The following is a 23,876-nucleotide window of genomic DNA, read 5'->3' as shown; positions in this document are numbered from 1 at the left end:
TCGTGGACCTCGACGCGCTTGCCAGTTGCCTCGCCAGTCCTGCATGCCTGGTGACGCAGACCACCAGCGGCCTGATCATCGGCATGCTGCTGTTTCTCGTCGCCGTCGGGCTGACGCTGATCTTCGGCGTGCTCAAGGTGGTCAATTTCAGCCACGGCGCTTTCTATATGTTCGGCGCCTATTTCGCGATGACGGCCTATCAGTTCACCGGCAGCTTTGCGCTGGCGATCCTGGGCGGCGCCGTCGGCACCGCGCTCCTCGGCTTGATCTTCGAGCGCGCGTTCATGAGCCGGGTCTACGGCCGCGACGTGCTGATGCAGCTTCTGGTGTGCTACGCCTTCGTGCTGATCTTCGACGACGTCGTTCGCATGATCTGGGGACCTGAATTCAGGTCGATGGGCATGCCGGCCACGTTCCAGGTGCCGCCGCTGTTCATCGCCGGCGGCGTGGTGCCGCCTTATTATCTGCTGCTGATCGGGGTCGCGCTCGTGGCCGCGGTAGTTCTCGGGCTGGGACTGGCACGCTCCCGGATCGGCAAGGTGATCCGGGCGGCTGCGCACAATCCCGGAATGGTGTCGGCGCTCGGCATCAACACCGGGCTGATCTATGGCGGCGTGTTCGCGCTCGGCGGCATGCTGGCGGGACTGGCAGGAGCGCTTGCCGCGCCGGTGCGCTCGCTGACGCCGGGCATGGGTTTCTCGGTGCTGATCGAGTCCTTCATCGTGACCGTGATCGGCGGCATGGGCTCGATCCTGGGGGCCCTGATCGGCGCCCTCCTGATCGGCCTGATCCGCTCCTTCGGATCGCTCGGCTTCCCGCTGTTCACCGAAGGGCTGATGTATCTCTTCATGGTGATCGTGCTGGTGTCGCGTCCGACCGGCCTGTTCGGCAAGGAGGTCGCATGACCGAGTTGCAGGCAGGCCAAGGCGCACAGCCCCTTGAAGTGCCCCGGATCGACGCCAGGCCGCAGCGCTATCGCGATCTTTTGATCGCGCTCGCGGCGTTTGCCGTGCTCGTGCTGCTCCCGATGGTCTTCGGCAGCAAGCAGCTGCTCGACTTCGTGATCCGCTGCGCGGCCTACGGTCTGTTCGCGACGTCGCTCAACCTTCTGGTCGGCTACACCGGGCTGATCTCGTTCGGGCACGGCATGTTCTTCGGCCTCGGCGCCTATGGTTTCGGCCTGATGATGCAGAAGACCGGCGTGCCGATCCCGGTGGCTTTTGTCGCTACGCTGGCGATAACCTTCGTCGTTGCCGTCGTCATCGGCGCGATCTGTGTGCGGCTGAAGGAGATCTATTTCGCCTTCGTCACGCTGGCGTTCCAGATGCTGATCCACTCGACCATCCTGTCGTGGCAGTCGCTGACCGGCGGCGACCAGGGTTTGCGCGGCGGCATTCCGCGGCCGCCGTTCCTCGGCATCGACCTCTCGAACCATCTGCATCTCTACATCACGAGCTGCGCGCTGCTGGTGATCGGGCTGCTGCTGATGCGCCAGATCGCGCAGTCGCCGTTTGGGTACACGCTGCGCATGATCCGCGACAACGCCACGCGGGCGAGCTTCATCGGGATCGATGTCTGGCGCGCCAAGCTTGTGATCTTCGTGCTGGCGGCGCTGTTTGCGGCGACCGGCGGCATCATCATGGCGCTGTTCGTCTCCGGCGCCTATCCCGAATTCGCCTATTGGACGATCTCGGGCGAGGGCATCTTCATCAACATGCTCGGCGGCGTGACCACCTTCCTCGGGCCGATGGTCGGCACGGTGCTGCTGCTGATCCTCAACGACACCGTCACGCGGCTGACCGAGTATCACGGAATCGTACTCGGCATCGTGATCCTGTTCTTTGCCATCGGCCTGCGAAAGGGCCTGATGGACTTCGTCGTCGAATGGTTCGCGCAGCGTCGCGGCGAGGGGCGCGGTTAGCCATGCTGGAAATTCGCGCTCTCTCGAAATCCTTTGGCGGCGTCAAGGCGACCGACAACGTCTCCCTCGACTTTGCCGACGGTTCGCTTACCGCCGTGATCGGCCCCAACGGCGCCGGCAAGAGCACCTTCTTCAACCTGATCACGGGCGCGCTGCGGCCGGATGCCGGGCAGATCCTGCTCAATGGCGTCGACATGGCGGGCAAGACGCCGCCGGAGATCGTGCGCCACGGTATCGGCCGCGCCTTCCAGGTCGCGAGCATCTTTCCGTCGCTGACGGTCGAGGAGACGATGCTGGCAGCGGTCTGTGCCGATCAGCGTCGCGCCGGCGTGATGCATCGCCGCTTTCCACTGGCCGAGACGCGCGACCGCGCCGAGCATGCGATGGAGCTGCTCGGCCTTGCCGGCAAGCGCAACAGGACCGCCGCGACGCTCTCGCATGGCGACCAGAAGCTGCTCGATATCGCGCTCGCGCTGGTGCTCGATCCCAAGGTGCTGCTGCTCGATGAGCCGACCGCCGGCATGGGCACCGAAGAACGCTGGCGCATGATCGACAAGGTGCGCGAGCTCTGGGAGAAGCAAAAGATCACCGTCGTGTTCATCGAGCACGACATGGATATCGTGTTCAAGATCGCGCCTCAGATCGTCGTGCTGTGCTATGGGCGGATCCTGGCGACCGGAACGCCGGATGCGATCCGCAGGAATGAGGCCGTCATCGAGGCCTATCTCGGCAGCGACGACCACGCGGGAGCGGTCGCATGAGCGCGCAACCGGTGGTGCAGGTCGAGGACCTCGACGTCTACTACGGCACCAGCCAGATCCTGTTCGGCGTCGGTCTGTCCGTGCGGAAGGGTGAGACCATGGCGCTGCTGGGCCGCAATGGCGCCGGCAAGTCGACCACCATGAAGGCCATCATGGGATTGGCGCCGGCGCGCCGCGGCAAGGTCACCTTGCGCGGTGCTGTGGTCTCGGGAATGAAGCCGCATCACATCGCGCGGGCCGGGCTCGGCTTCGTGCCGGAGGACCGCCAGATCTTTCCCGAGCACACGGTCGAGGACAATCTCGTGATCGGCCAGAAGAAAGGGCCCGTCGGCGAGGATGAGTGGTCGATCCGGCGCGTCTATGACGTGTTCCCGCTGCTGGAGCCGATGCGGCACCGGATCGCGGGCCGGCTCTCCGGCGGCGAACAGCAGATGCTGGCGATCGCCCGCACGCTGATGGGCAATCCGGTGTTGCTGCTGCTGGACGAGCCGAGCGAGGGGCTGGCGCCGATCATCGTGCAGCGCATCGGCGAGCTGTTGCGGCAGCTCCGCGGCACCGGTGCCACAGTATTGATCGCCGAGCAGAACATGCATTTTTGCCTTGGCGTTGCGAGCCACGCGACGGTTATCGACAAGGGACAGATCGTCTACACATCCTCCATCGATGAGCTGAAGGCCAACGACAACATCCGGCAGCGTTACCTGGCGCTGTAGGGCTCTTCGACTGTCATGGGAGGACAAATGGCGGGCAAGTTGACGCCGACGCACGAAGCGCCGTATCGCGGGTTGAAAGTGCTGGATTTCGGGCAGGGAATCGCCTCGCCCTATTGTGCGATGCTGCTTGGGGTCTATGGCGCCGACGTCATCAAGGTCGAGCCGCCTGAGGGCGACTGGTCGCGCTATCTCGGCACGACCTACGGCAATCACACGACGCTGTCGGCGGTCTACAACCGCGGCAAGCGCAGCCTGTGCCTCGACATGAAGCACAAGGATGGCATTGCCATCGCGCAGCGACTGGCGCGCGAGGCCGACGTGCTGATTGAAGGATTTCGCCCCGGTGTCGCGGAGCGGCTCGGGCTCGGTTATGAGAGCCTGTCGCGCGACAATCCCGGCCTGATCTATCTGTCGGTCAGCGGCTTTGGGCAGAGCGGGCCATACTCGAAGCGCCCCGGCTCGGACTCGGTGGCGCAGGCATTTTCGGGGCTGGTGTCGGTCAATGTCGGCAGCGATGGCGTGCCGCATCGGGTCGGCACCACGATCTCCGACGTCGTCACCGGCGTCTATGCGTTCCAGGCGATTGCGACGACGCTGTTCGCGCGTGCGACGGTCGGCACCGGGCGCTGGATCGACGTCAATCTCTGCCAGTCGACGTCGGCGCTGCTTGGGCACAAGGTCGCGGAGTTCATCCTTGAGGGCGGTGCGCCCCGCGCACTCAATGTGCCGGCCGGCACCTACCAGACGCAGGACGGCTGGATGATGGTCACGCTGGTCAACGAGCCGCAATACAAGCGGCTGTGCAGTGCGATCGGCCGCGAGGATCTGGCCACCGATCCCCGCTTCGCCGACTTCGCCAGGCGCGCGGACGCGGCCGACACGCTGATCCCGCAGCTGCGCGAGGTGTTCCTGACGCAGCCGACGGATGCCTGGCTCGCGCGGCTGCACGCCGCCGATATCATCGCGGAACGCATCCTCAATCCCGGCGAATGGCTGCGCAACCAGCATGTCGAGGCGACCAGCGCGTCGGTCCGCCAGGATACGCCGGGCGTCGGCGTGGTCTATTCGCCGCGGACGCCGGGGATCGCGAGCCTGTCCGAGGATCATCTTTGTCCCGCGCCTGATGTCGGGCAGGATAGCCGCGCAGTGCTGACGGAGGCTGGTCTTGGTTCGGTCGAGATCGACGGCTTGCTGCTGTCGGGCGCGGTGCGGCAGGCCAAAGCGATGACAGGAGGCAAGACATCATGAGCACGGACCTCGTTCGTTACTCGGTCAGCAATCAGATTGCGGAGATCGTGCTGGACCGCGGGCCGGTCAATGCGCTCAGCATCCCCTTGATCGACGCGTTGCTGGCGGCGCTCGCGAAAGCGCGCGATGATGATGCGGTGCGCGCTGTCATCATCAGCAGCGCCCACAAGGTGTTCTGCGCCGGCCTCGACCTCGACATCGTCAGGGGCAAGCCCGCGATCGAGACCAAGGCATTCCTCGAGCGGCTGTATTTCGCGCTGAACGATACGCAGTACCGCATGGGCAAGCCGACGATTGCGGCGATCGACGGCGCGGTGCGCGCCGGCGGCATGACGATCGCGATTTCATGTGACATGATCATTGCGGGCGACAGCTCGACCTTCGGCTATCCCGAGATCGATGTCGGCCTGATCCCGGCGATCCACTTCGTACAGTTGCCGCGGCTGGTGGGGAAGCACCAGGCGTTCGGCCCGCTGTTCCTCGGCGAGCCCTTCGATGCCGCAACCGCCTATCGCATGGGGCTGCTCAGCGAAGTGGTGCCGAAGGGCACCGCGCTCGATCGGGCCCGCGAGATCACGCGGAAGCTGGCCGCGAAATCGCCGATCGTGATGAAGATCGGCCGCGATGCCTTCATGCGCGCGGTCGACGCTGATTTCCGCCGCTCGGTGGAAAACACGGCGGAAAGCTTCGTGGTGGTCGCGTCGACCGAAGACTGCCAGGAAGGGCTGAATGCGTTCGTTGAGAAACGAACGCCCAACTACAAGGGACGTTAAATGGCTGGACTGTATTTCGAAGAGTTCGAGATTGGGCAGGAATTCCATCACGAGTTCAGCCGGACGGTGACGGAGATGGACAACACCATGTTCAGCCTCCTGACCATGAACCCGCAGCCGCTGCACATCGATGCGCATTTCTCAGAGAAGACCGAGTTCGGCCAGCGGCTGTTCAACAGCCTCTATACGCTCGGCATCATGATCGGCATGAGCGTGTACGACACGACCTTGGGAACCACGGTCGGAAACCTCGGCATGACCGACGTCAAATTTCCGAAACCAGTGTTTCACGGCGATACCTTGAAAGCGCATACCAGGATCATCGGCAAGCGCGCCAGCAAATCGCGGCCGACCCAGGGCATTGTCGAGTTCGAGCACACCATGACCAACCAGCGCGGCGAGGTGGTGGCAAGCTGCCGCCGCACCGGCCTGATGCACTGCAAGCCGAAGGCATAGACGATGCGATCGTTCTTGTTCGTTCCTGGCGACAGCACCCGGAAATATGAGAGCGCGAAGAAGACCGCAGCCGACGCATTGATCCTCGACCTCGAGGATTCCATCGCGCCGGAGCAGAAGGTCGTTGCGCGCGGCATCACGCGCGAGATGCTCGATGCGCGCAATCTGGACCAGAAGCTCTATATCCGTGTCAACGCGCTCGACACCGATCTGACGCTCGGCGACCTCGCGGCCGTGATGCCGGGAAAGCCTGATGGTATCGTGTTGCCGAAATGCGCCGGCGCTGCCGACGTCAACAAGCTCGCGCTTTATCTCGATGCATTCGAGGCCGCCTCAGGTATCGCGCAGGGCACGACGCGGATCGTGACGGTGGCGACCGAGACGGCGCGGGCGGTGCTGAAAATCCTCGACTTCGAGAATATGAGCCCGCGGCTGTGGGGCATGATGTGGGGCGCGGAGGACCTCGCGGCCTCGCTCGGCGCAACGCGCAACCGCACCGACGGCCGCTATCACTCGCCATTCATTCTCGCCCGCGATCTCTGTCTGATCGGCGCGGCCGCCGCCGGCGTGGTTGCGATCGATACCATCGCGACCGACATCAACGATCTCGATACGCTGAAAGCAGAAGCGATCGCCGCGCGGCAGGACGGCTTCCTAGCCAAGGCCGTGATCCATCCCAAGCATGTCGATGTCGTCAACGCGGCCTTCATGCCGACCGACGAGGAGATCGCCTGGTCGGAGCGGGTAATTGCTGCGTTCGCCGACAATCCATCTGGTGTCGCCAAGATGGACGGCAAGATGCTGGACAAGCCGCATCTGCGGGCCGCCGAGAAGATTCTGGCGTCGCGCAGGAAATAGTCAGTCGGGTTCGATCAGCGCGCCCTCCTCGAGGAGGGCGGCAATCTCCGCATCCGCAAGTCCCGCCTCGCGCAGGATCTCTCGGCCATGCTCGCCGAGGTTCGGTGGATACGTCCGGATCGATGGCGGCGTCTTGCTCCAGGTGGCGGCCGGGCCGGCGAGGTGCAGCGTGCCTTCGGTCGGATGATCCAGCAACTGGATCAGCCCGACGGCTTGCAGATGCGGATCGTCGATCAGGCTGTCGAGATCATGCAGCGGCGCGTGTGGAATGTCGGCCTCTGCAAAGAAGCGCAGCCATTCGGCGGTGCTGCGGGTCTTCATCTTCTGCGAGAACCAGTCGTAGACGAAATCGTAGTTCCGCGTTCGCGCCGAAATGCTGTTCAGCCGCGGGTCGCGGTCGGCCTCATTGGTCAGCCCGATCTTGGCGAAGAACGCGTTCCACTGCTTGTCGGAATAGACCAGCGCGCAGATGTAACCGTCGCTGGTCTGGTAGGGGCGGCGGTCGGGCGACAGCAGCCGGGAGTAGCCGGGCGGTCCGATCGGCGGCTCGAAGCTGCGGCCGGCCATGTGATCGCCGAGCACGAACTGCGCCATGGTCTCGAACATCGGGATCTCGATCGCCTGGCCTTCGCCGGTGCGCTCGCGGTGGAACAACGCCGCGAGGATGGCGTGGACGGCGTTGAGGCCGACGATGCGGTCGGCCATGGTCGCCGGAGAGTAGCGCGGCTCGCCGGTGATCCTGCCGGTCAGTGCGGGCAGCGCAGTCAATCCCTGGATCAGGTCGTCATAGGCGGGACGGCCGGCATAGGGCCCGGTCTCGCCGAAGCCGTGAAGGCTGGCATAGACCAGCCGAGGGTTGGTGGCGAGGAGATCGTCGGCGCCGAGCTTCAGCCGCGCCATCGCCGCAGGACGGACGTTGTGGACGAACACGTCGGCGTCCGCGGCAAGCCGCAGCAGTGCCGCGTGACCGCCGGCCTTCTTCAGGTCGAGCACGATCGAGCGCTTGTTGCGATTGCCCTGCAGATACATCGCGCCCATCGCGGGATGGCGCATCGGGGCGGCGTGGCGCATGACGTCGCCATCAGGGCTCTCGACCTTGATCACGTCGGCGCCGTAGTCGCCAAGGATCATGGTCGCGTAAGGGCCCATCATCACGCTGGTGAGGTCGACGATCCTGACGCCAGCGAGCGGGCCCGCCGGCGCGGATGGTTTGTCTCTCGTCGGTGCCTTGCTCAATGGGTGGCGGCCAGTGCTTCGGTGAAGGCCTTGAAGACGTCGGTGCCGGGCTTGCCGCGCTTGTCGACGTCCTTCACCCAATCCTGCGCCACTGACTTGAAGGCGGTGTCGAACACCTTCTTGTCGTCGGCACTAAAATTGATGACTTTCATGCCCTGTGACTTGATCTTGTCGGCCGCGGCCTTCTCGCCGTCTTCGAACCGCTTGCAGGCCTCGCGTGTGGTCTGCTCGCCGGCCTCGACCAGCGCCTTGCGCACATTCTCGGGCAGCGACTTGAATTTCAGCTCGCCGATCGAATAGGTGAAGATCGCGGTGCCGAAGTTCAGCCCCTCGGTACCCGACTTCAGGATCTTGCCGAAGTCGTAGGATGCCGAGCTCTGGTAGGAGAAGATTAGCCCGTCGAGCGTGCCGCGGGTCAGCGATTCATAGATCTCGGGCGCGGCCATCCGCACTGGCACGCCGCCGATCGAGCGCATCATCAGGTCCATCGCGCCGCCGGTGGTGCGGATCTTCAGGCCTTCGAGGTCCTTTGCCGTCTTCACGTCGCGGCTGGTCGCAAGCTGGACCTGGTAGGCCGGCAGCGCGAGCGTCACCAGCGGCCGAAGCTGGTTCGGCGCGAATTCCTTGGTCTCCAGGATGCCGCCATTGTGCGAGACCTTGTAGAATGCGAGCGAGCCCTGGCATTCGTTGTCGAAGATGCCGGGCAATTCGGCAACCGCCGTCAGTGGAAACTTGTCCGACGAATAGGACGGCACGATGTAGGAGACGTCGGCAACGCCGAGCGCGGTGAGCTGGGCCATGTCCTTGGCCTTACCGAGCTGCTCCGCCGGAAAATGCTGGAACGTGACCTGGCTGTTGGTCAGCTTGGTGACGAGCTCCGAAAACGGCTTGCCGACCAGCTCATGAATCACGTGGCCGGAGGGCAGGCTATCGGCAAGGCGCAGGGTGATCTTCTCCTGGGCAAGGCCCGGTGATGCGGAAGCCGCCAGCAGGACTGCGCCGACGCTAGCGCATGCGAGGAAGCGGGAATGGAAATTCATCATGGTCTCCCAGCGATGGCCGTCTCGACCGACGGCTTCTTCAATGTTGCATATGGTTCGGCAGCCAGAGGATGATCTCCGGAAATGCCACGAAAATGGCGATAGCGATCAGATGCGCGATGAAATGCGGGAATGTGCCGTGGAACACCTCGCCCACGGGGCGGTGTGCGTAACGCGCCACGATGAAGCAATTCAGTCCGATCGGCGGCGTGATCATACCGACCTCGGCGGTCACGATCTTGATGACGCCGAACCAGATCGGATCGAAGCCGAGCGACTTGATCAGCGGCAGTACGATCGGAACCGTCAGCACCAGGATCGCGATCTGGTCCATGAACGAACCGAGCACGATGTAGCCGCACAGGATCAGCGTGATGATGATCCAGCGCGAGACGTCGAGCCCGCCGACCCAGCCGACGATGTTCTGCGTGACCTGGGTGAGGGTGAAGAAATAGCCGAAGATGTGCGCGCACATGATGATCAGGACGATCATGCAGGTGCCCTGGGCGGCATGCCGTAACGTCGTGTAGAGCGAGGTCAGGTTGATCTTGCGCTTCCAGCAGGCAAGACAGAAGGCGCCGAACGCACCGAAGGCCGAGGCTTCGGTCGGTGTCGCGATCCCGAGATAAATCGTACCGGTGACGATCGAGAACAAGACCACCATCGGGCTGACCTGCCAGAGCAGGCTGAATCGCTCCGACCACGTCACGGCCGAAATCGTCGGCGCGCGGGTGGGATCGAGCAGCACCAGGATATAGATCGTCGACATGATGATGATGGTGACGAAGATCGCTGGGATGATGCCGCTGATCAGCAGCTTTCCGATGTTCACCTCGGCAAGCAGGCCGAAGATGACCAGCGCCACCGAGGTCGGTAGCAGCATCGCGAGCGTGCCCGAGATCGCGACGACGCCGGCGGCCATTTTGGGCTCGTAGCCCTGGCGGATCATCGCAGGCAGGCTGGTCGAGGACAGCGTCGCGGCGGAGGCCGTGCTGGTGCCGCAGATCGAGCCGAAGCCCGCACCGGCAAGCGCGGTTGCCATGCCGAGACCGCCGGGGATGCGTCCGACCCAGGCTGCGGCGGTCTTGAACAGGTCGTCGGCAACACCCGACAGCAGCACCAAGTCTGCCATCAACAAGAACATCGGGATCGTGATCAACTCGTAGGAGGTGACGGCCGACAGCGGCGTGGTTTGCAGCACGCCGAGCAGGATCGGCAGGCCGCCGGTCAGATAGAGGCCGAGCCCGCCGGAGAATGCCATGGCGAACGCGACCGGTGTTCCGATCGCGAGCAGGAAGAACAGCAGCGCGAGGATGAAGGTCGGGATCATTCGAAACCTCCGGCAGCCTTGTCCGAATGACCGGAGATGGCCGGCAGAGGCAGCAGGTTCTCGCCGGTCAGGAGGCTTGCGGTATTGGCAATGAGATGAACGGCAAGGCGCAGCGCGAGAATTCCCGCACCGACCGGCACGAAGATTGAGGAAGCCCAGGTCGGCCACGGGATCGCGCCGGCCATGACGTCGCCCGAGACATAATTGTCGAGCGCGCGCTGATAGCCGAGCCAGGTGATCGGAACGAAGATCGCGAGGCCGACGAGGTTGGAGATGATGACGCAGAGGCGCTGGATGATCGCCGAGAAGCGCGGCAGCAGGATATCTACGCTGATATGGCCGTTGACCGCGTAGGTGCCGGAGAGGGAGAGAAAGAACACGCCGGCCATCACGTAGAGCGAGATCAAATCATAAGCCCAGGAGAACGGCCGGTTGAAGACGTAGCGCATCACGACATCGGAGAAGACGATGATCATGATCGCAAACATCATCGCCGCGGCGATGGCCGAGGTCACTTTTTCGATGGCAGTCAGAGCCTTCAGACTTGTCTTGATCACGTTGGGCTCCGTCCGCGTTACTGAACCGGCACGGTCGCAACGGCGGCGCTGAATTCCTTCAGGGCGTCGCTGCCGTGCTTGCCGCGTGCATCGAGCCCGTCGGCCCATGCCTTGCCCACGCCCTTTGTCAGGTCCTTGAGCTTTGCGACGACGTCAGGTTGCAGGGTGTCGAAGTGGACGCCTGCGGCTTCCATCGACTTCATGGTCTCGCTGTCCTGCTTCTGCACTTCCTTGCAGGCGGACGGCAGGATCTCCTCGGCGGTGTCGATCATCGCCTTCTGGATCTCGGGCGACAGTTTCTTCCAGGCGTTCTCGCTGATCGAATAGGCGACCACGAAGCTCGCGAAGCCAAAGCCGTCGGTGGAATGTTTCACGAGCTTGTCGGCGCTATAGGCGACGACGCTCTCGAGCGGAAACAGCAGGCCGTCCATCGTGCCGCGCGACAGCGACTCATAGGCATCGGGTGCCGCCATGCGCACCGGCACCGCGCCGATCGCGCGCAAGGTGAGGTCCTGCGCGCCGCCGGTCGACCGCAGCTTCAGTCCATTGATATCGGCGACATCCTTCACCGGCTGCTTCACGGTCAGGATGCGATAGGGTGGCAGGCTCACCGCGAGCAGCAGGCGGATGCCGTTTGCGGTATAATCCTGCTGTGCGATCACGCCGTTCCGCGCAGCCTTCCAATAGGCCAGCGTGCCCTGGCAGGAATGCTCGAACGCGCCGGGGAGCATCGCGACTTCGGAGACCGGCATCTTGTCGGACACATAGGCGGGCGCGACATAGCCGATGTCGGCGACGCCGGTTTGCGTCAACTTGAGCATATCGGCGGCCTTGCCGAGCTGCTGGGCGGGATAGTGCTCGAACGTCACGGCGTTGTTGGTGCGCTTCTGGACTTCGGCCATCCAGGGCTCGAGCACAAGGCGGACGAGGTAGTGCCCTTTCGGAAAGGAGTCAGCGACTCGCAGCTTGATCGGCTCCGCCGCTGCAGCCAGATTGATCGATGCGATGAGGAAGCCGTAACCGGCCAGCGCCTGTCGAAGCCCGCCCATTTTTCCTGCCCCTGAGTAGCCTTGTTGTTTTGAGCAGCTGCGCACAAACGAATTTGCGCGTCAAGCAGTGCTCGGCTGAGCATGCCTGATCGGACAACCGGAGAGCGCGGGGCGCGGTTGCGAGGGTGGAAGGGATTACGCGAGAGGATTCGATGCGCTTGGTCTTGTGCCTTAAGTGCGCGTCATCTCTAGAAGAGCTCGGTTCCGCCTGCCGCAAGACACTCGCGCTCGATCCGTCGACGACAGAGGGGGCGGCTTACTGAAAGCTGATGCTGAGAAGCACTAGGATATCGACATCAATTTTGTCCACCACGCGGGAAATTCCTCCTGTATGGTCGGCGGCGCGACCGGCTGCATCGCGCCCGCGATCATCATCGAGCGGCACTGAAGCCGGTCAGACCGCAGGAAACTCCAGCCTGAAAGCGACGCCCTGGCTGGAGGGCAGGAGACGGATCGAGCCGCCATGGGTCGCCATGACGGCTAGCGCGATGGCGAGCCCCATTCCAGTGCCGCCGCTGTCACGGCGGGTGGTGAAAAAAAGCATCGAAGATCTTGTCGCCGTTGGCGTCCGAGATCGCGTCGCCATCGTTGCTCACCGTCACCCTTATGGTCGAGGCTTCGGCGGTCGCTTCGAGCTGCACCGACCTGGCATTGTGACGGAACGCGTTGTCGGCCAGATGCGCCAGCACGATCAGCGCCTTCTCGCCGGACATTCCGATCGAGCGGTTGAGGTCGCCGCTGGCCATGATTGTCCGCTCCGCAAAGCGGCTCTTCAGGTTCGCGATGACGCCGGAGAGCGGGGTCTGCTCGTTCTGCGGAGCGCTCTCTGCGCGGGCCAGCTCGCGCAGCCGCTGGCTCATCACGTCAAGCCGCGCGACGTCGCCAAGGATATTCGAGATGAAACTCCGTTGCTCGGATCTGGTCAGCGTGTCCGACTTGCTTTGAAGCGAATCCTGCAGCAGCTCGGCCGCGCCGCTGATCGATGTCAGCGGTGATTTTAATTCGTGCGTCAGGTGTGCCGAGAAGGTGGCGATGTAGTCGGAACGCCGCGACAGTTGCTGGGCCATGTCGAGGAAGCTGTCGGAGAGCTGGGCCAGCTCGCGGGTGCCATAGTGTTGCAGCGGCTGAAACGCGTTGCGGTCGCCGCGACCGATCCGGACGGCGCGATCGACGAGCTCGCGCATCGGACGCGTGACGGTTCGTGAGAACATCAACCCGATCGCAACCGTTGCCAGCAGCACGGCCAGTGTGGCGAGCAGGAACTTACCGCGCTCCTGATAGAGATGATCGAAGATGTTGCTCGGCGTCCGCGACGTGTAGATCACGCCGACGACGTGGTCGTTGACGATCACAGGCATCGCCGAGAAGACATGGACACCGACGCCACGGCTGATCGAATAGATCGGTGGCGGAGGTTTGTCCGGCATGCGAATACGGAGCGCGGCACTATACTGGCCGCGAAGCGCCGCGGCCACTTCCTCGATATGGGCAAGCGACTGTCCGACTTCCTGGCGGCCGGCGATCACCACGCCTTGGGGATCGAGAATACGAAAGCCCGCCAGCGTGACCTTCTGGGTCTCCAGGATGATGGGCATGAGCGCGGTCCCGATCTCGACATACGCCGGATCCGCCGGCTTCGCCGCCGGCAGCGCATCGGGCCGTCGCCGCAGCAGGTCGTTGCCGGCGAGATCGAGCGCGGGTCGGATCGGCGTCACCTGATCGCCGGGATCGGGCAGCGCATCCGGTGACACTGCGGCGCCGAGCGGGTCGTTGCCAAGCCGTGCTTGCACGTCCCGCGCATAGATCGCGGCCAACACGCGGCTCTGCGCGATCAGCTCGGCCTGCGTCTGGTGAATCAGCTGGTTGTCGTAGAGGCGGAAGAAGAACAGCCCCATCAGCAGCAGCGCCGCGACCGAGGCCGTGAACGGTTTCGATAACGTTGTCGCAGTTCACGGCCGCAAGCTTGGCCCGGATGTTGCGGATGTGGCTGTCGATGGTGCGGTCGGAGACCTGGATATTGAGCTGGTAGGCCGCGTTCATGATCTGCTCGCGGTTGAACACCGCCGTTGGCCGCGTCAGGAAGGCGCGCAGAATTCCGAACTCGATCGCGGTCAGGCGGAGCGGCACGCCTGCGAATGCTGCCACATGCTGCTCGGGGTCAACCGAGAGATGTCCCCGGGAGAGCACGCCGGTCTCTGTCCTTGTCCCCGCCTTCCGCGGGGCTAGGCGCCGCAGGATGACATTCACTCGCGCGACGAGCTCGCGGGGGCTGAACGGCTTGGTCACATAGTCGTCGCCGCCAATCTCGAGACCGAGAATGCGGTCGATCTCCTCATCGCGGGCGGAGAGGAACAGGATCGGCACGTCGGACGATTTGCGGATCTCGCGGCAGACGTCGAGGCCGTCCAATTCCGGCATGCCGATGTCGAGCACGATCAGGTCCGGCGGCTCGTCGGCAAACCGGGTCAGCGCCTCCTTGCCGTCGCGGGCCTCGGCCACGTTCATGCCGGCTTTCCTGAGGGCGACGCGAATGACCTCGCGGATATGCGGATCATCGTCGACAACGAGAATACGGTGGGTCAATGGCATCTCCGAATGCGGCGTCCCGGCCACGCCTTGCTCTCGATTGCTGCAATTGTTGTACAAGGCAACTGCCGCGGGAGACAAGAACGGATCGGCCTCCTAACGGTCGGTAAAGGCTCGTGCGGGTTGGCCCACCGCGCGGGATTGATATCCGGCCCACAGCGTGCCGAAGCTGAGCGATGCAATTGCAGAGGGTGAGAATGCGATCAGCAAGAGTTCAGGATTCTTATGCAGATTGCGTGCAGACGCCACTTATCGGCTCGCGCCGGCGAATCTCGTCTGATACGGACGACGCGGATCGGCCTCTCCGGCCACGCGTGGTCTCATGCAAGTCAGCAAATGCATCGGCATTATCCCGCTCTGGATCGCCGGATTCGGATTCGTCCTTGCGGGCGTCAACAGCAACGATCCGTATCTCGTGCCGTTGCGCGGGACGGGCAATCTTCTCCTCGTGGTCGCAAGCATCGCCGTCATGTTCATGCTGGTCCGTGGTGCCGCGTGGCGCAGGCGGACGTGGGCAGCACGGTTGCTTGTTATCCTGTGGTGCCTGCCGCCGCTCGCGATGCTCGCAGCGCATGGTGTGTTCGAGGTGCGGAAGCATCGCGTTCTGCAGACTGAGCCGGTTCTCGCGCAGTCGCTCGGGCAGCATTTCGTCGTCGGCTATCGGTCGTTCGACGAGGTCGCGCCGCTTGTGGAGAAGGGGTTCGTGGCGGGCATCTATGTAACGCGGCGCAACGTCGCCGGCAGGACGGCTGAGGCGTTGAAGGCGGAGATCGCCACGCTGCAGGCCAGGCGGCGGGCCGCGAGGCTGCCGCCGCTGATGGTCGCGACGGATCAGGAGGGCGGCATCGTTTCGCATCTGGCACCGCCGCTCACGAGGCTGCCCGCACTGGCCTCCCTGGCCGAGCTGGCGCCGGATGAGCAAAAAGCCAAAGCCGAGGAGTTCGGGCGCACCCATGGACGCGAGCTGGCGTCACTTGGCATCAACCTGAATTTTGCCCCGGTGCTCGACCTCCGGCCGGTGGCGAAGCACAACCGGCTCGATTTCAATACGCTGATCAGTCAGCGCGCGATCTCCGATGACCCGGCCAAGGTGAGCGCGATCGCGGGTGCCTACATTCATGGTCTCGAGTCCGCGGGCGTTAGCGCCACCTTAAAGCACTTTCCGGGACTGGGCCGTGTGCACGCCGACACGCATCATTTCAACGCCGATCTCGATACGCCGGTCGGCGAGCTCGCCGCGACCGACTGGCGCCCGTTCCGCGATGTGCTGTCGTCGACCGGCGCGCACTTGATGGTCGGGCATGTGGCGGTGAGTGCGCTCGACCCCGGACGGCCGGCGTCGCATTCAAAGGCCGTCATCGACGGGCTGATCCGGAAGAGATGGGCTACCAAGGCATCGTTATGACGGACGATCTGGTGATGGGCGCGATCTATCAGCACGATGTCTGCGTCGCGGTCGTGGAGGCGTTGAACGCGGGTGTCGATCTGTTGCTGGTCGCCTATGACGGGTTGCAGTTCTACCGCCTGTTCGCTTGCGCTGCGGATGCAGCTGCGCGAGGGGGCCTCGACACCGCAATGTTGCATGACAGTGAGACACGGCTGAGGCGCGCGACGCTGGTCGACTAGACCTCCGAGTTCAGGAATGAGCACCGACGGTCGATTTGTTGTCCTGCTGCTTCGACCACGAGACGTAGTAGGCAACGGCGATCATCGCCGCGATGCCGACGATGCTGACCGCGACCTGCCTGACCGCCGAGTTCGGGCCTGTAATCAGGATCAGGTGCGCGGCAAAGGAGAGGAAAACGCCCGCACAGAATACGGCGAGCCATTCCTCGCCGCACTTGATGATCGGTTGCAAGGCGTAAGATCGCAAATGTTCCCAATTGCACGGCACCAGCAGGGTGAACAGGAATGTCAGGGCCAGGAAATGCAGGATGCGGTGCGGCGCGATGTCCTCCCGGTCGGTTGCCAAGAGCATATCGCTCAATCCGCTCGGCATCATCTGGGCAAGTGCCGGAATGTCGGTGCTGGAGACGATCGCGAGAGCGAACACCAGATACAACAGGGCCGCAGCGCGCAGCGCTGGCGTGGCCTGCAGCGCGCGAATCTCAGGCGCGAACCGCTTGCCGACGAGCGCAAGCCAGCCACCCATCACGAACAGCAATTGCCAGCAGAGCGGGTTAAGGTACCAGCGTCCATCCGGGTACGACGTCAGGTTCCAGTCGAGCATGCGAGCGGTCGCATAAAGGGCCGTCGAGCCGGCGAGCGTCGCGTTCGGAGCATAGAACAACCCGCACACGACAATGGGCTGGAACGCCATCAGAACGATAATGAGTTGCAGGACATCGAGATTGAGTGGCTTGGCCTGCAGAAACAGACCGTAGATCAGCGTGCGGATCCCGTGGTCGATGAACCCGGTGATGTTGAACTCGCTGATGATCTCGGGTGCCGCAGTCCGGGCCGCAACATAGCTGATCAATTCGACATAGATGACGAAAAGAACGATGTAGGCGGCGTAAAGTTGCCACACGCGCCTGAAGATGCGGGTGGCCGCCACTAGCATTCCACGCTCGACCGCCATCCTTGTGTAGATCAGCGTCGTCGCGTAACCGCCGACGAATACGAACAGGTCGGTCGCACCGCTAAAGCCGAAATTGCGCATGGTCAGCGCGTTGACGACATTATGCGGAACGTGATCCAGGAACAGAAACCAGTTTGCGATGCCAAGCAGCAGCGCGATCCTGAGATCGCCATCGGCCCTCGCGATCTCGGCGTTTGTTGTCGAAGTCATCTGAAGCTGAAATCTGCCGGCCCGGGAAAACGATCGCTAATCTAGTGGGAACCCACGCCCGGTCCGAATAGACTCTGCGTGAACCCTATCTAGTCTATTTCGGGTTCCGGCCAAGTGGCCGGCTCAAGAAAGATCACGTTTTCGCAATCACCGTGTGAGCGCCGTCAAACCGGCTCGTGTTTACGCAGGTCGCGGGTGTGATCCAGTGTATTGGCTTGCAGATTTGCGCCGATCAGGGCGACTTCCGGCAGGGCAGCCTCCGCGAGGATATCGTCCGTGATATCCTCGACCGAGCACTCGGCAACCTCGTGGATGAAGCTGATGTTGGTGTATTCCCCTGACGCGACCCGCGAGACGACCTCGCGCCGCGTCATTTCGAGATCGACGATCGCCTCGCGGCCACGGCGGCCATAGTCGATCATCACAACAAAATACTGCATTGCCTGGCGGTTCGATGCGTTGATGTTCGTTGGTTATTATTTCCGATAATCGGAATTAAATCAAGGGAAATTGACGATAATCGGAACCCAGGCGCAGACGCACCGACCGATTCGGGCCGAAGGCACCCGAACCGGTCAGGCAGGTCCGCGAAGCCACGCTGCTATTTCTCGGACGACCGTCCGCCCTGCGACCGGGCGGATTTGCGGCCCTTCGCCGCTGTCTTGCCGCGCAGCCTTTCGATCTGGCCGCGGGGCAGGGTGACGCAGATCTCGCCGATCCATTCGAGCTTGACGCCATTAATCGGCTTGGCATTGAAGCTCTTGAGGTTGACCGTGCCGGACGAGCTGCCCCGCTCGATCGTCTTCAGATAGCGCTCGCCACTCTTCAGCCGGACCGCAGCTTCCTCTCCGTAGAAGCTCGACAGCGGATAGCGCTGCTCGCGATACACCACGATGACATCGCCGTTCTCGTATTTCGGCAGCATCGAATCGCCCGAAACCTCGAAAGCGACGGTTTCCTCCGTCATCGGGAAGGGGAGCTCGATCTCGCCGAGACCCTCCGGCGGGACCTGCTCAAGCTCCGGCTGGATCGAGGCGCCGGCGCCGACCCGGCCCACGATAGGCACCGAATTCAGCTCCAGGTATTCCATGATCGGGGCGATCTCCGATGCCTTGATCAAGCGGATCCCCGACAGGATTTCGGACACCGCTCCGGCCCGAACGCCCATTGCTCGGGCAAGTCCGCCCTTGCTCTTTCCCGTCTTTTCCAGCGCCCGTTCGATAAGTGCCGCGTCCAGCATGTTGCATCCTCTCCAAAGCTGGATGCATTATTAGCGTTACGATTATCAGAATTCAAGCTTGACTTTTTCTTCGGAATATCGGAAGGTGTGCGAGGCGCCGGCGGAATGAAAAAAATGGGAATTTGGAATGGATATGATGAACTGGCTGCCGGAGCATTCGGCTGCCTTGCAGGACCTGCGCGCCCGCGGCTTGTCCTATTCGGAAATCGCTGACACGATCAACGCAACCTTCAGCACGGCCTATACACGCAACGCGGCCTCAGCCGGGCGCAACGCATGGGACTGGCGGGCCTCGATCGGCCCGAGCCGTCCCTGCCGGGGCAGCTCGATCCAGCCAAGCCGGCCTTGCCGGAGCCACCGAGGGTCGGGCGCCTGCGTGAAGGGCGGGCCGAGCTGAAGTTCGATCTGCTTCGTTGGCCGAAAGGCTTCACCGAAACGGTGGAGATGCCTCAACTTCGTTGCGCGGCGGTCGCGCCACGGCACCTTTCACTGTTCGACCTCAAGCGCGGAGACTGCCGGTATCCCTATGGCGGGGATGCCGACGGCGAAACCATGACCTTCTGTGGTCACCCGCGCCGGCCGGGCTCGAGCTATTGCACTCCGCATTTTCACCTGAGCCGCGATCCCGAGGCGTCGGCGAGGCCGGTACTGAACGACGCTCGGCTTCAGGCCATCGGGACCATCTGAGGTCCCTCATCTGCCGACCGATCGATGTCGATCCACACAACCGCGATCGCGCGGAGGACGCCGCGCGCATTCATGGCACACTTTCGGAGGTCTCCATGCCGCGCGCAAAACGCCGGAAGCCGTACGATCCCGCTGGAATACATGATCGGCGCTCCCAGGATCTGCCCTTCAACGCCGAGGTGGCGACCGTCGAGATCGACGATCCCCTCGCGCTCGAGCTGGGCGAGAAGATCGTTGCCTTTCGCTCGATACGCAACGACCCGCTCGGCCGGTTGCATGCACACCGGCAGATCGACAACACACAGTACCGAAGCGGTCGGGCCTTCCAGAACGATTGGGAGAAGGCCGAGCGCGGCCCGCGCGCGGTGGATACGACGCGTGAATACGTTGACGGCGGTCAGCAACTTGAGCCGATCACGGAGGGGCAGCGCCAGGCGACCTTGCGCCTGAATCGCGCCGAGCATGAGCTTGGTGCCGACGGTTCGGGGCTGGTGCACGACGTCCTGATCCTCGGCATGACGATGGAGCAGGTGGGGCAGCGGCGCGGATTGCGTACGCAGCGCTGGCAGGACTACTTCGCGCGGCGCCTCAAGGAATGCCTCGATCGGCTGGCGCTGATGTACGGACTTGCCACGCCGAACAAGGTTCCGGTGAAGGACCGTCAATGCTGACTTGAGGTGATGTGCTATTGTGCCGGTTGCCGCGCAGGCATCCGGCGCGGAAGCGATTCATCACATTGCGGCACTGTGCTTGCCCTCACACTGAGCTCATCCTGATCTGCGTCGAAGACGGTCGACAGCAGCGCGGACTCTCATGTAACTTCGCTCGCGTCGACGACCTGCCCGCATTGGAGCGCAGTGTGATTGCTTCTTGTGCGAGGAATGGTCTGGTACGTCCACAAGGGAGTTCGCGGCGGTGACACCCGCCTTGATCTTATCCTGCATCGCGAACATCACGAGTAACGTGGGTCGATGCCGGCGCGGAGTCCGATTTATTCACCCTCCGATCAATTCACCAAAGGGAGAACCGAGCGATGAATCACACTGGAAACTGCTTTTGCGGCGCCGTCGAGCTCAAGGTCACTGGGGAGCCTGAGGCGATGGGCTACTGCCACTGCCGTTCATGCCGCTCTTGGTCCGGCGGCCCGGTGAATGCGTTCAGTCTCTGGAAGCCCGAGGCGGTCGAAGTCACCAAGGGCGCCGATCATCTCGGGACGTTCGAGAAGACCGCGATGAGCCAGCGCAAGTACTGCACCAAGTGCGGTGGTCACCTGATGACGAACCACCCGACGCTTGGTCTGGTCGACGTGTTCACGGCAACGATCCCGACTCTGAAGTTCAGCCCCGGCGTTCACGTCAACTATTCCGAGGCTGTGCTGCCGATACGCGATGGCCTGCCGAAGCTGAAGGACTTTCCGGCCGAGTTCGGCGGCTCCGGCGAAATGATCGCCGAATAGCGCGACGGCTTTTGAGCGGGTGGCGACGGCGCGTCGCTACCCGCCAATGTCCATTCTTCCGCTGGCCGGATGCGTTGACAGATCCGGTATCCCGGTGGGCTTGCTCGATATTCGAATCGTTTGACCGTGTCGGTGATGCCCGCACTGCGGGCCCCGCCCTTGGCGGTGACAGCCATGTCAGGCGAAGGTCCCGCCCTGCAAAATCCGGGTTTGGTTTTGGTGACGCCCTTCCGCTAAAAGGCGGGCAGTGCCGGTTCTGAGAAGGGCCGTCGTATTTCGCCTGACAAAATAACAGAGGAAGCGTCAGATCATGACCAAGCCAGATTTGCCAGGGCGCGCGCCGCGCGGGGAGGGAGTTCCGACGGCGCTCGATGGCCTGCTGGTGGTCGACTTCACCCGCGTCGTCGCCGGCCCGGCCTGCACGCAAACGCTGGCCGACTTCGGGGCCGAGGTCATCAAGATCGAGAATCCGGACGGTGGGGACGACACGCGCGCCTATGAGCACGCTGAAATTGGCGGGGAGAGCGCAGCGTATCTGAGCCTCAACCGCAACAAGCGCGGCATTGCGCTCGATTTCAACAATCCGGCCGCGCTTGAAGTCGCGCGCGCGTTGATTGCCAAGGCAGACGTCGTGGTGGAGAATTTCTCCGGCGGCGTGATGAAGAAATTTGGCCTCGACTATGCGTCGGTGGCGCCGACCAATCCGCGGCTGATCTATTGCTCGATCTCCGCCTATGGCCGCAAGGGCGATTTCGCGCTGCGCCCGGGCTTCGACCCGATTACGCAGGCCGAAAGCGGCTTCATGTCGCTCAACGGCTTTCCGGATGGTGAACCGGTGCGCACCGGGCCACCAATCGTGGACATGGCAACCGGCATGTCGGCCTGCAATGCCATCCTGCTGGCTTTGATTGCACGCGATCGGCTCGGTCGCGGGCAGCAGGTCGAGGTCGCGTTGATCGACACCGCGGTGTCGATGACCGGCTTCTACGGCATGGCCTATCTCATCAACGGCAACAACCCCGGCCGTTTCGGCAACTCACCGAACGGTTCGCCGACCGTCGGCGTCTACCGGGCGTCCGACGGGCCGCTCTATATGGCCTGCGCCAACGACCGGCTCTATCGCCGGCTCGTGACCGACGTGCTCGAGCGCCCGGATCTCGTCACCGACCCCGAGTTTGCTCACCGCAAGGCGCGGACCGCCAACAAGGAGAAGCTGCGCGCCATCATCGCCAGCGTGTTTGCAAGCGACACGCTCGAGCACTGGATGGCAAAGATGAAGAAGGCCAATATTCCGGTTGGCTATCTGCGTACGGTCGAGGAAGGGTTCAACGCACCCGAGGTGCGCGATCGTCATCGCCTGAGCAAGATCGCGCATCCGACCGCCGGCTCGGTTCCGAACATCGAGTCGCCGGTCCATATGAACCTGACGCCGACGGTCGATCCCGTTGCGGCTCCACTGCTCGGTCAGCACACTCGGGATGTGTTGAGCGAGACGCTTGGCTACGACGATCGGCGCATCGCCGCGCTGGCCGAGGCAGGCGCGTTCGGCAAGCCAGGCAACACCGGCTAGCCGTTCGGCCTGAACCAAAGATCAGGTACGCGCTAACCACGTGACCTGAGGCGAGAGGGAAGCCTCTCGCCTCGCAAGATGTCGTTCAGACGTCACGGGCCCGGACCGCGTGCCAGCGGCCTTCGACCCGGAACTGGCCCGTTCAGGACCTCAGTTCGGCTTGCTGCGCAAGTTGTTCCTTGGCATACTTTCAACTTCCTCGGTTTCCGCCCGGTCGATCTCGAGACGGGCCATCCGGAGTATGAGGGTTGCTGTGGTCAGGCCGAGGCGTTCGGCCTCTTGCGCTGCGGTGTCGACCTTCTGGGCCAAGCCTTCACGTTTACCTGGGTATGCCATTCGTAATCCTCACTTAAGGTGCGAGATGAAAAATCCCACATACGTTGCAGAGCTGCAGAACAAGCTCGGAGCTCCATCGAGCGAAACACTGGAAAGCCTGCGACTGTTGAAGGCCTTCCTTCGACTTGCGCCCGACCAGCGTTCCGAGGTCATCGAGCTGGTCGAACGTTTGGCGGTTGAGCCGCCGCGCGGTCCCTCACTGTCCTGAGGTGTTCGCGTTTCTCCTGGATGTCAGTTGTTCATTGGCCTGGCGGGCGGCTGGGTCGCGATCACGTAGATTGCACCACCCTCAAGCGCTTCGGATTGATGGCGGGTGCCCGCAGGCAGCAGGATGGTGTCGCCGGCGCCGACCACCCGCTCACCGCCGTCCCAGATGAAGTTCAACCGGCCGCTGATGATCATCAGGATTTCATCGACCGGATGGGTATGGAAGTGATGCACCTTGCCGGCCGCATCATGCTGCAGCTCGACGGAGCCCTGGGCCGGGAGCAGGCTCAGGATCTCCGGATCGATGGCAAATTCGGTCTTCGTGCCCGCGATGATCTGGGTCATGCTGCCTGTTCCTTGTTCGCGATCTGTGGCGTCTTGTTCTGCGCGAGCTTGGCAAAAGGGCAGCCTCCACTCGCATTGTTGTCGTCGTGCAGGAAGTACTGCAGATATTCGCGGCCATCAGTCGCGCCGTAGCGTCCAAGCAGCGGAGAGGGGCTCGCGCTGTCGTACGGGATCAGGCGCTTGCGTACCTCGGCGAACGCAGCGGTCGCGGCCTTTTCCGTCCCAAGGATCTTGTCGAACACCCAGCGCGGCTGGAACGTGAGCATGAAGGCGCTGGATCGGCGGCTCTGGCGCATCACATGGGCCGGCGTCGTGCACACGACGAAGATCGGCTCGCCCGCAAACGAGAACTCCCACATGGGATGGTCGATCTGCTCCGGAATCTCTGATGGCCACGGGTTCTTGTCCAGGCGGGCGAGCTGGTCGAGCGTCAGCCACATCTTGCGATAGTAGGCATCGAGCGTTTGCACGGGACGGGGCCGTGTGAACACGATCAACGAGGTGTTGGGACCGAACGAGCGCGCCTCCGAAACATATTGTGCGAGCTGCTCGCCGAGCACCGCGACGTCATACGGATCGAGGAACAGATAGCGGAGCTGATCCTGGCGATGTCCGGTCACCCCGAACACGCAAGGGAATGGCCTTGCCTCGCTGCTCATCTGCGCTTCAAACTCGGAAAACATCACGCTTTGCCAGCTGCTGACCGGATAGTTTGA

At 63.1% G+C, this 23,876-nt stretch carries 24 protein-coding genes and 3 pseudogenes; 14 read left to right on the top strand and 13 right to left on the bottom strand.

The window, feature by feature from the left end:
• Positions 1–2 precede the first annotated feature (2 nt).
• From ACE103_RS28870 to ACE103_RS28835, 8 genes are read left to right on the top strand one after another with little or no spacing between them, the layout of a single operon-like run.
• Entirely contained in the window at positions 3–905 is a 903-nt protein-coding gene (locus ACE103_RS28870; protein WP_375775824.1) for a branched-chain amino acid ABC transporter permease, read from the top strand.
• Complete coding sequence (locus ACE103_RS28865; protein WP_375775823.1) at positions 902–1,921, top strand: branched-chain amino acid ABC transporter permease; 1,020 nt, start codon at positions 902–904, stop codon at positions 1,919–1,921. The genes ACE103_RS28870 and ACE103_RS28865 overlap by 4 nt, the downstream gene beginning before the upstream one ends.
• Before the next feature lie 2 nt (positions 1,922–1,923).
• A complete protein-coding gene (locus ACE103_RS28860) occupies positions 1,924–2,682 on the top strand; it encodes an ABC transporter ATP-binding protein (RefSeq protein ID WP_375775822.1) in 759 nt (252 codons plus the stop codon).
• Positions 2,679–3,395, top strand: a complete 717-nt coding sequence (locus ACE103_RS28855) for an ABC transporter ATP-binding protein (RefSeq protein WP_375775821.1) — start codon at positions 2,679–2,681, stop codon at positions 3,393–3,395. The genes ACE103_RS28860 and ACE103_RS28855 overlap by 4 nt, the downstream gene beginning before the upstream one ends.
• 27 nt (positions 3,396–3,422) lie before the next feature.
• The gene (locus tag ACE103_RS28850) at positions 3,423–4,643 is read left to right on the top strand and encodes a CaiB/BaiF CoA transferase family protein (RefSeq protein ID WP_375775820.1); all 1,221 of its coding nucleotides are present in this window, start codon (positions 3,423–3,425) and stop codon (positions 4,641–4,643) included.
• A complete protein-coding gene (locus ACE103_RS28845) occupies positions 4,640–5,416 on the top strand; it encodes an enoyl-CoA hydratase/isomerase family protein (RefSeq protein ID WP_375775819.1) in 777 nt (258 codons plus the stop codon). The genes ACE103_RS28850 and ACE103_RS28845 overlap by 4 nt, the downstream gene beginning before the upstream one ends.
• Entirely contained in the window at positions 5,417–5,872 is a 456-nt protein-coding gene (locus tag ACE103_RS28840; protein WP_016847346.1) for a MaoC family dehydratase, read from the top strand.
• 3 nt (positions 5,873–5,875) lie between these two features.
• Positions 5,876–6,730 carry an HpcH/HpaI aldolase/citrate lyase family protein gene (locus tag ACE103_RS28835; RefSeq protein WP_375775818.1) on the top strand — a complete coding sequence of 285 codons (855 nt, stop codon included), beginning with the start codon at positions 5,876–5,878 and terminating at the stop codon, positions 6,728–6,730.
• On the opposite strand, the gene ACE103_RS28830 is transcribed toward ACE103_RS28835, so the two are convergent.
• From ACE103_RS28830 to ACE103_RS28800, 7 genes and pseudogenes are all read right to left on the bottom strand, one after another.
• A complete protein-coding gene (locus tag ACE103_RS28830; protein WP_375781201.1) occupies positions 6,731–7,882 on the bottom strand; it encodes a CaiB/BaiF CoA transferase family protein in 1,152 nt (383 codons plus the stop codon).
• Between the two features lie 80 nt (positions 7,883–7,962).
• Positions 7,963–9,006 carry a TRAP transporter substrate-binding protein DctP gene (gene dctP / locus ACE103_RS28825; RefSeq protein ID WP_375775817.1) on the bottom strand — a complete coding sequence of 348 codons (1,044 nt, stop codon included), beginning with the start codon at positions 9,004–9,006 and terminating at the stop codon, positions 7,963–7,965.
• A 40-nt stretch (positions 9,007–9,046) separates the two neighbouring features.
• The gene (locus tag ACE103_RS28820; RefSeq protein ID WP_342727850.1) at positions 9,047–10,336 is read right to left on the bottom strand and encodes a TRAP transporter large permease; all 1,290 of its coding nucleotides are present in this window, start codon (positions 10,334–10,336) and stop codon (positions 9,047–9,049) included.
• Positions 10,333–10,893, bottom strand: a complete 561-nt coding sequence (locus tag ACE103_RS28815; RefSeq protein ID WP_375775816.1) for a TRAP transporter small permease — start codon at positions 10,891–10,893, stop codon at positions 10,333–10,335. The genes ACE103_RS28820 and ACE103_RS28815 overlap by 4 nt, the downstream gene beginning before the upstream one ends.
• Before the next feature lie 17 nt (positions 10,894–10,910).
• Entirely contained in the window at positions 10,911–11,942 is a 1,032-nt protein-coding gene (gene dctP / locus ACE103_RS28810) for a TRAP transporter substrate-binding protein DctP (RefSeq protein WP_375775815.1), read from the bottom strand.
• A gap of 394 nt (positions 11,943–12,336) precedes the next feature.
• Positions 12,337–13,861: pseudogene (locus tag ACE103_RS28805) on the bottom strand (ATP-binding protein); the annotation flags it as partial.
• Positions 13,854–14,525, bottom strand: a pseudogene (locus ACE103_RS28800) (response regulator); the annotation flags it as partial. The pseudogenes ACE103_RS28800 and ACE103_RS28805, both read right to left, overlap by 8 nt.
• A gap of 325 nt (positions 14,526–14,850) precedes the next feature.
• Between ACE103_RS28800 and ACE103_RS28795 the strand changes: the two are divergent.
• Positions 14,851–16,154: pseudogene (locus ACE103_RS28795) on the top strand (glycoside hydrolase family 3 N-terminal domain-containing protein).
• A 10-nt stretch (positions 16,155–16,164) separates the two neighbouring features.
• Here the strand turns inward: ACE103_RS28795 and ACE103_RS28790 are convergent.
• From ACE103_RS28790 to ACE103_RS28780, 3 genes are all read right to left on the bottom strand, one after another.
• Complete coding sequence (locus ACE103_RS28790; RefSeq protein WP_375775814.1) at positions 16,165–17,319, bottom strand: OpgC domain-containing protein; 1,155 nt, start codon at positions 17,317–17,319, stop codon at positions 16,165–16,167.
• Positions 17,320–17,483: 164 nt separating this feature from the next.
• The gene (locus ACE103_RS28785; protein WP_375775813.1) at positions 17,484–17,759 is read right to left on the bottom strand and encodes a hypothetical protein; all 276 of its coding nucleotides are present in this window, start codon (positions 17,757–17,759) and stop codon (positions 17,484–17,486) included.
• A 161-nt stretch (positions 17,760–17,920) separates the two neighbouring features.
• Entirely contained in the window at positions 17,921–18,559 is a 639-nt protein-coding gene (locus ACE103_RS28780) for an XRE family transcriptional regulator (protein ID WP_223969030.1), read from the bottom strand.
• Between the two features lie 276 nt (positions 18,560–18,835).
• Here ACE103_RS28780 and ACE103_RS28775 point away from each other — a divergent pair, with 276 nt between their 5' ends.
• The 4 genes from ACE103_RS28775 (at position 18,836) to ACE103_RS28760 (ending at position 22,272) form a co-directional block, all read left to right on the top strand.
• Entirely contained in the window at positions 18,836–19,246 is a 411-nt protein-coding gene (locus tag ACE103_RS28775; protein ID WP_375775812.1) for a GcrA family cell cycle regulator, read from the top strand.
• Between the two features lie 95 nt (positions 19,247–19,341).
• Entirely contained in the window at positions 19,342–19,917 is a 576-nt protein-coding gene (locus tag ACE103_RS28770) for a DUF6456 domain-containing protein (RefSeq protein WP_375775811.1), read from the top strand.
• A gap of 362 nt (positions 19,918–20,279) precedes the next feature.
• On the top strand, positions 20,280–20,702 hold the full coding sequence (locus ACE103_RS28765; RefSeq protein ID WP_097674695.1) for a GFA family protein: 423 nt from the start codon (positions 20,280–20,282) through the stop codon (positions 20,700–20,702).
• A 307-nt stretch (positions 20,703–21,009) separates the two neighbouring features.
• On the top strand, positions 21,010–22,272 hold the full coding sequence (locus tag ACE103_RS28760; RefSeq protein WP_375781200.1) for a CaiB/BaiF CoA transferase family protein: 1,263 nt from the start codon (positions 21,010–21,012) through the stop codon (positions 22,270–22,272).
• A gap of 150 nt (positions 22,273–22,422) precedes the next feature.
• Here the strand turns inward: ACE103_RS28760 and ACE103_RS28755 are convergent, their stop codons facing one another.
• Positions 22,423–22,608, bottom strand: a complete 186-nt coding sequence (locus ACE103_RS28755; protein WP_375775810.1) for a hypothetical protein — start codon at positions 22,606–22,608, stop codon at positions 22,423–22,425.
• Between the two features lie 25 nt (positions 22,609–22,633).
• On the opposite strand from ACE103_RS28755, the gene ACE103_RS28750 reads away from it, so the two are divergent.
• Entirely contained in the window at positions 22,634–22,816 is a 183-nt protein-coding gene (locus ACE103_RS28750) for a hypothetical protein (RefSeq protein WP_375775809.1), read from the top strand.
• A gap of 23 nt (positions 22,817–22,839) precedes the next feature.
• Here the strand turns inward: ACE103_RS28750 and ACE103_RS28745 are convergent, their stop codons facing one another.
• Together ACE103_RS28745 and ACE103_RS28740 are read right to left on the bottom strand one after the other, a co-directional pair.
• A complete protein-coding gene (locus ACE103_RS28745) occupies positions 22,840–23,160 on the bottom strand; it encodes a cupin domain-containing protein (RefSeq protein ID WP_375775808.1) in 321 nt (106 codons plus the stop codon).
• Entirely contained in the window at positions 23,157–23,843 is a 687-nt protein-coding gene (locus ACE103_RS28740) for a YqcI/YcgG family protein (RefSeq protein ID WP_375775807.1), read from the bottom strand. Before ACE103_RS28740 ends, ACE103_RS28745 begins: the two co-directional genes overlap by 4 nt.
• Positions 23,844–23,876 lie beyond the last annotated feature (33 nt).

The sequence above is a fragment of the Bradyrhizobium sp. ma5 genome, from assembly GCF_042258955.1.
Lineage (GTDB): Bacteria > Pseudomonadota > Alphaproteobacteria > Rhizobiales > Xanthobacteraceae > Bradyrhizobium.
Note: the sequence above shows the minus strand (reverse complement) of the source record. Positions and strands in the feature narration are given on the sequence as shown.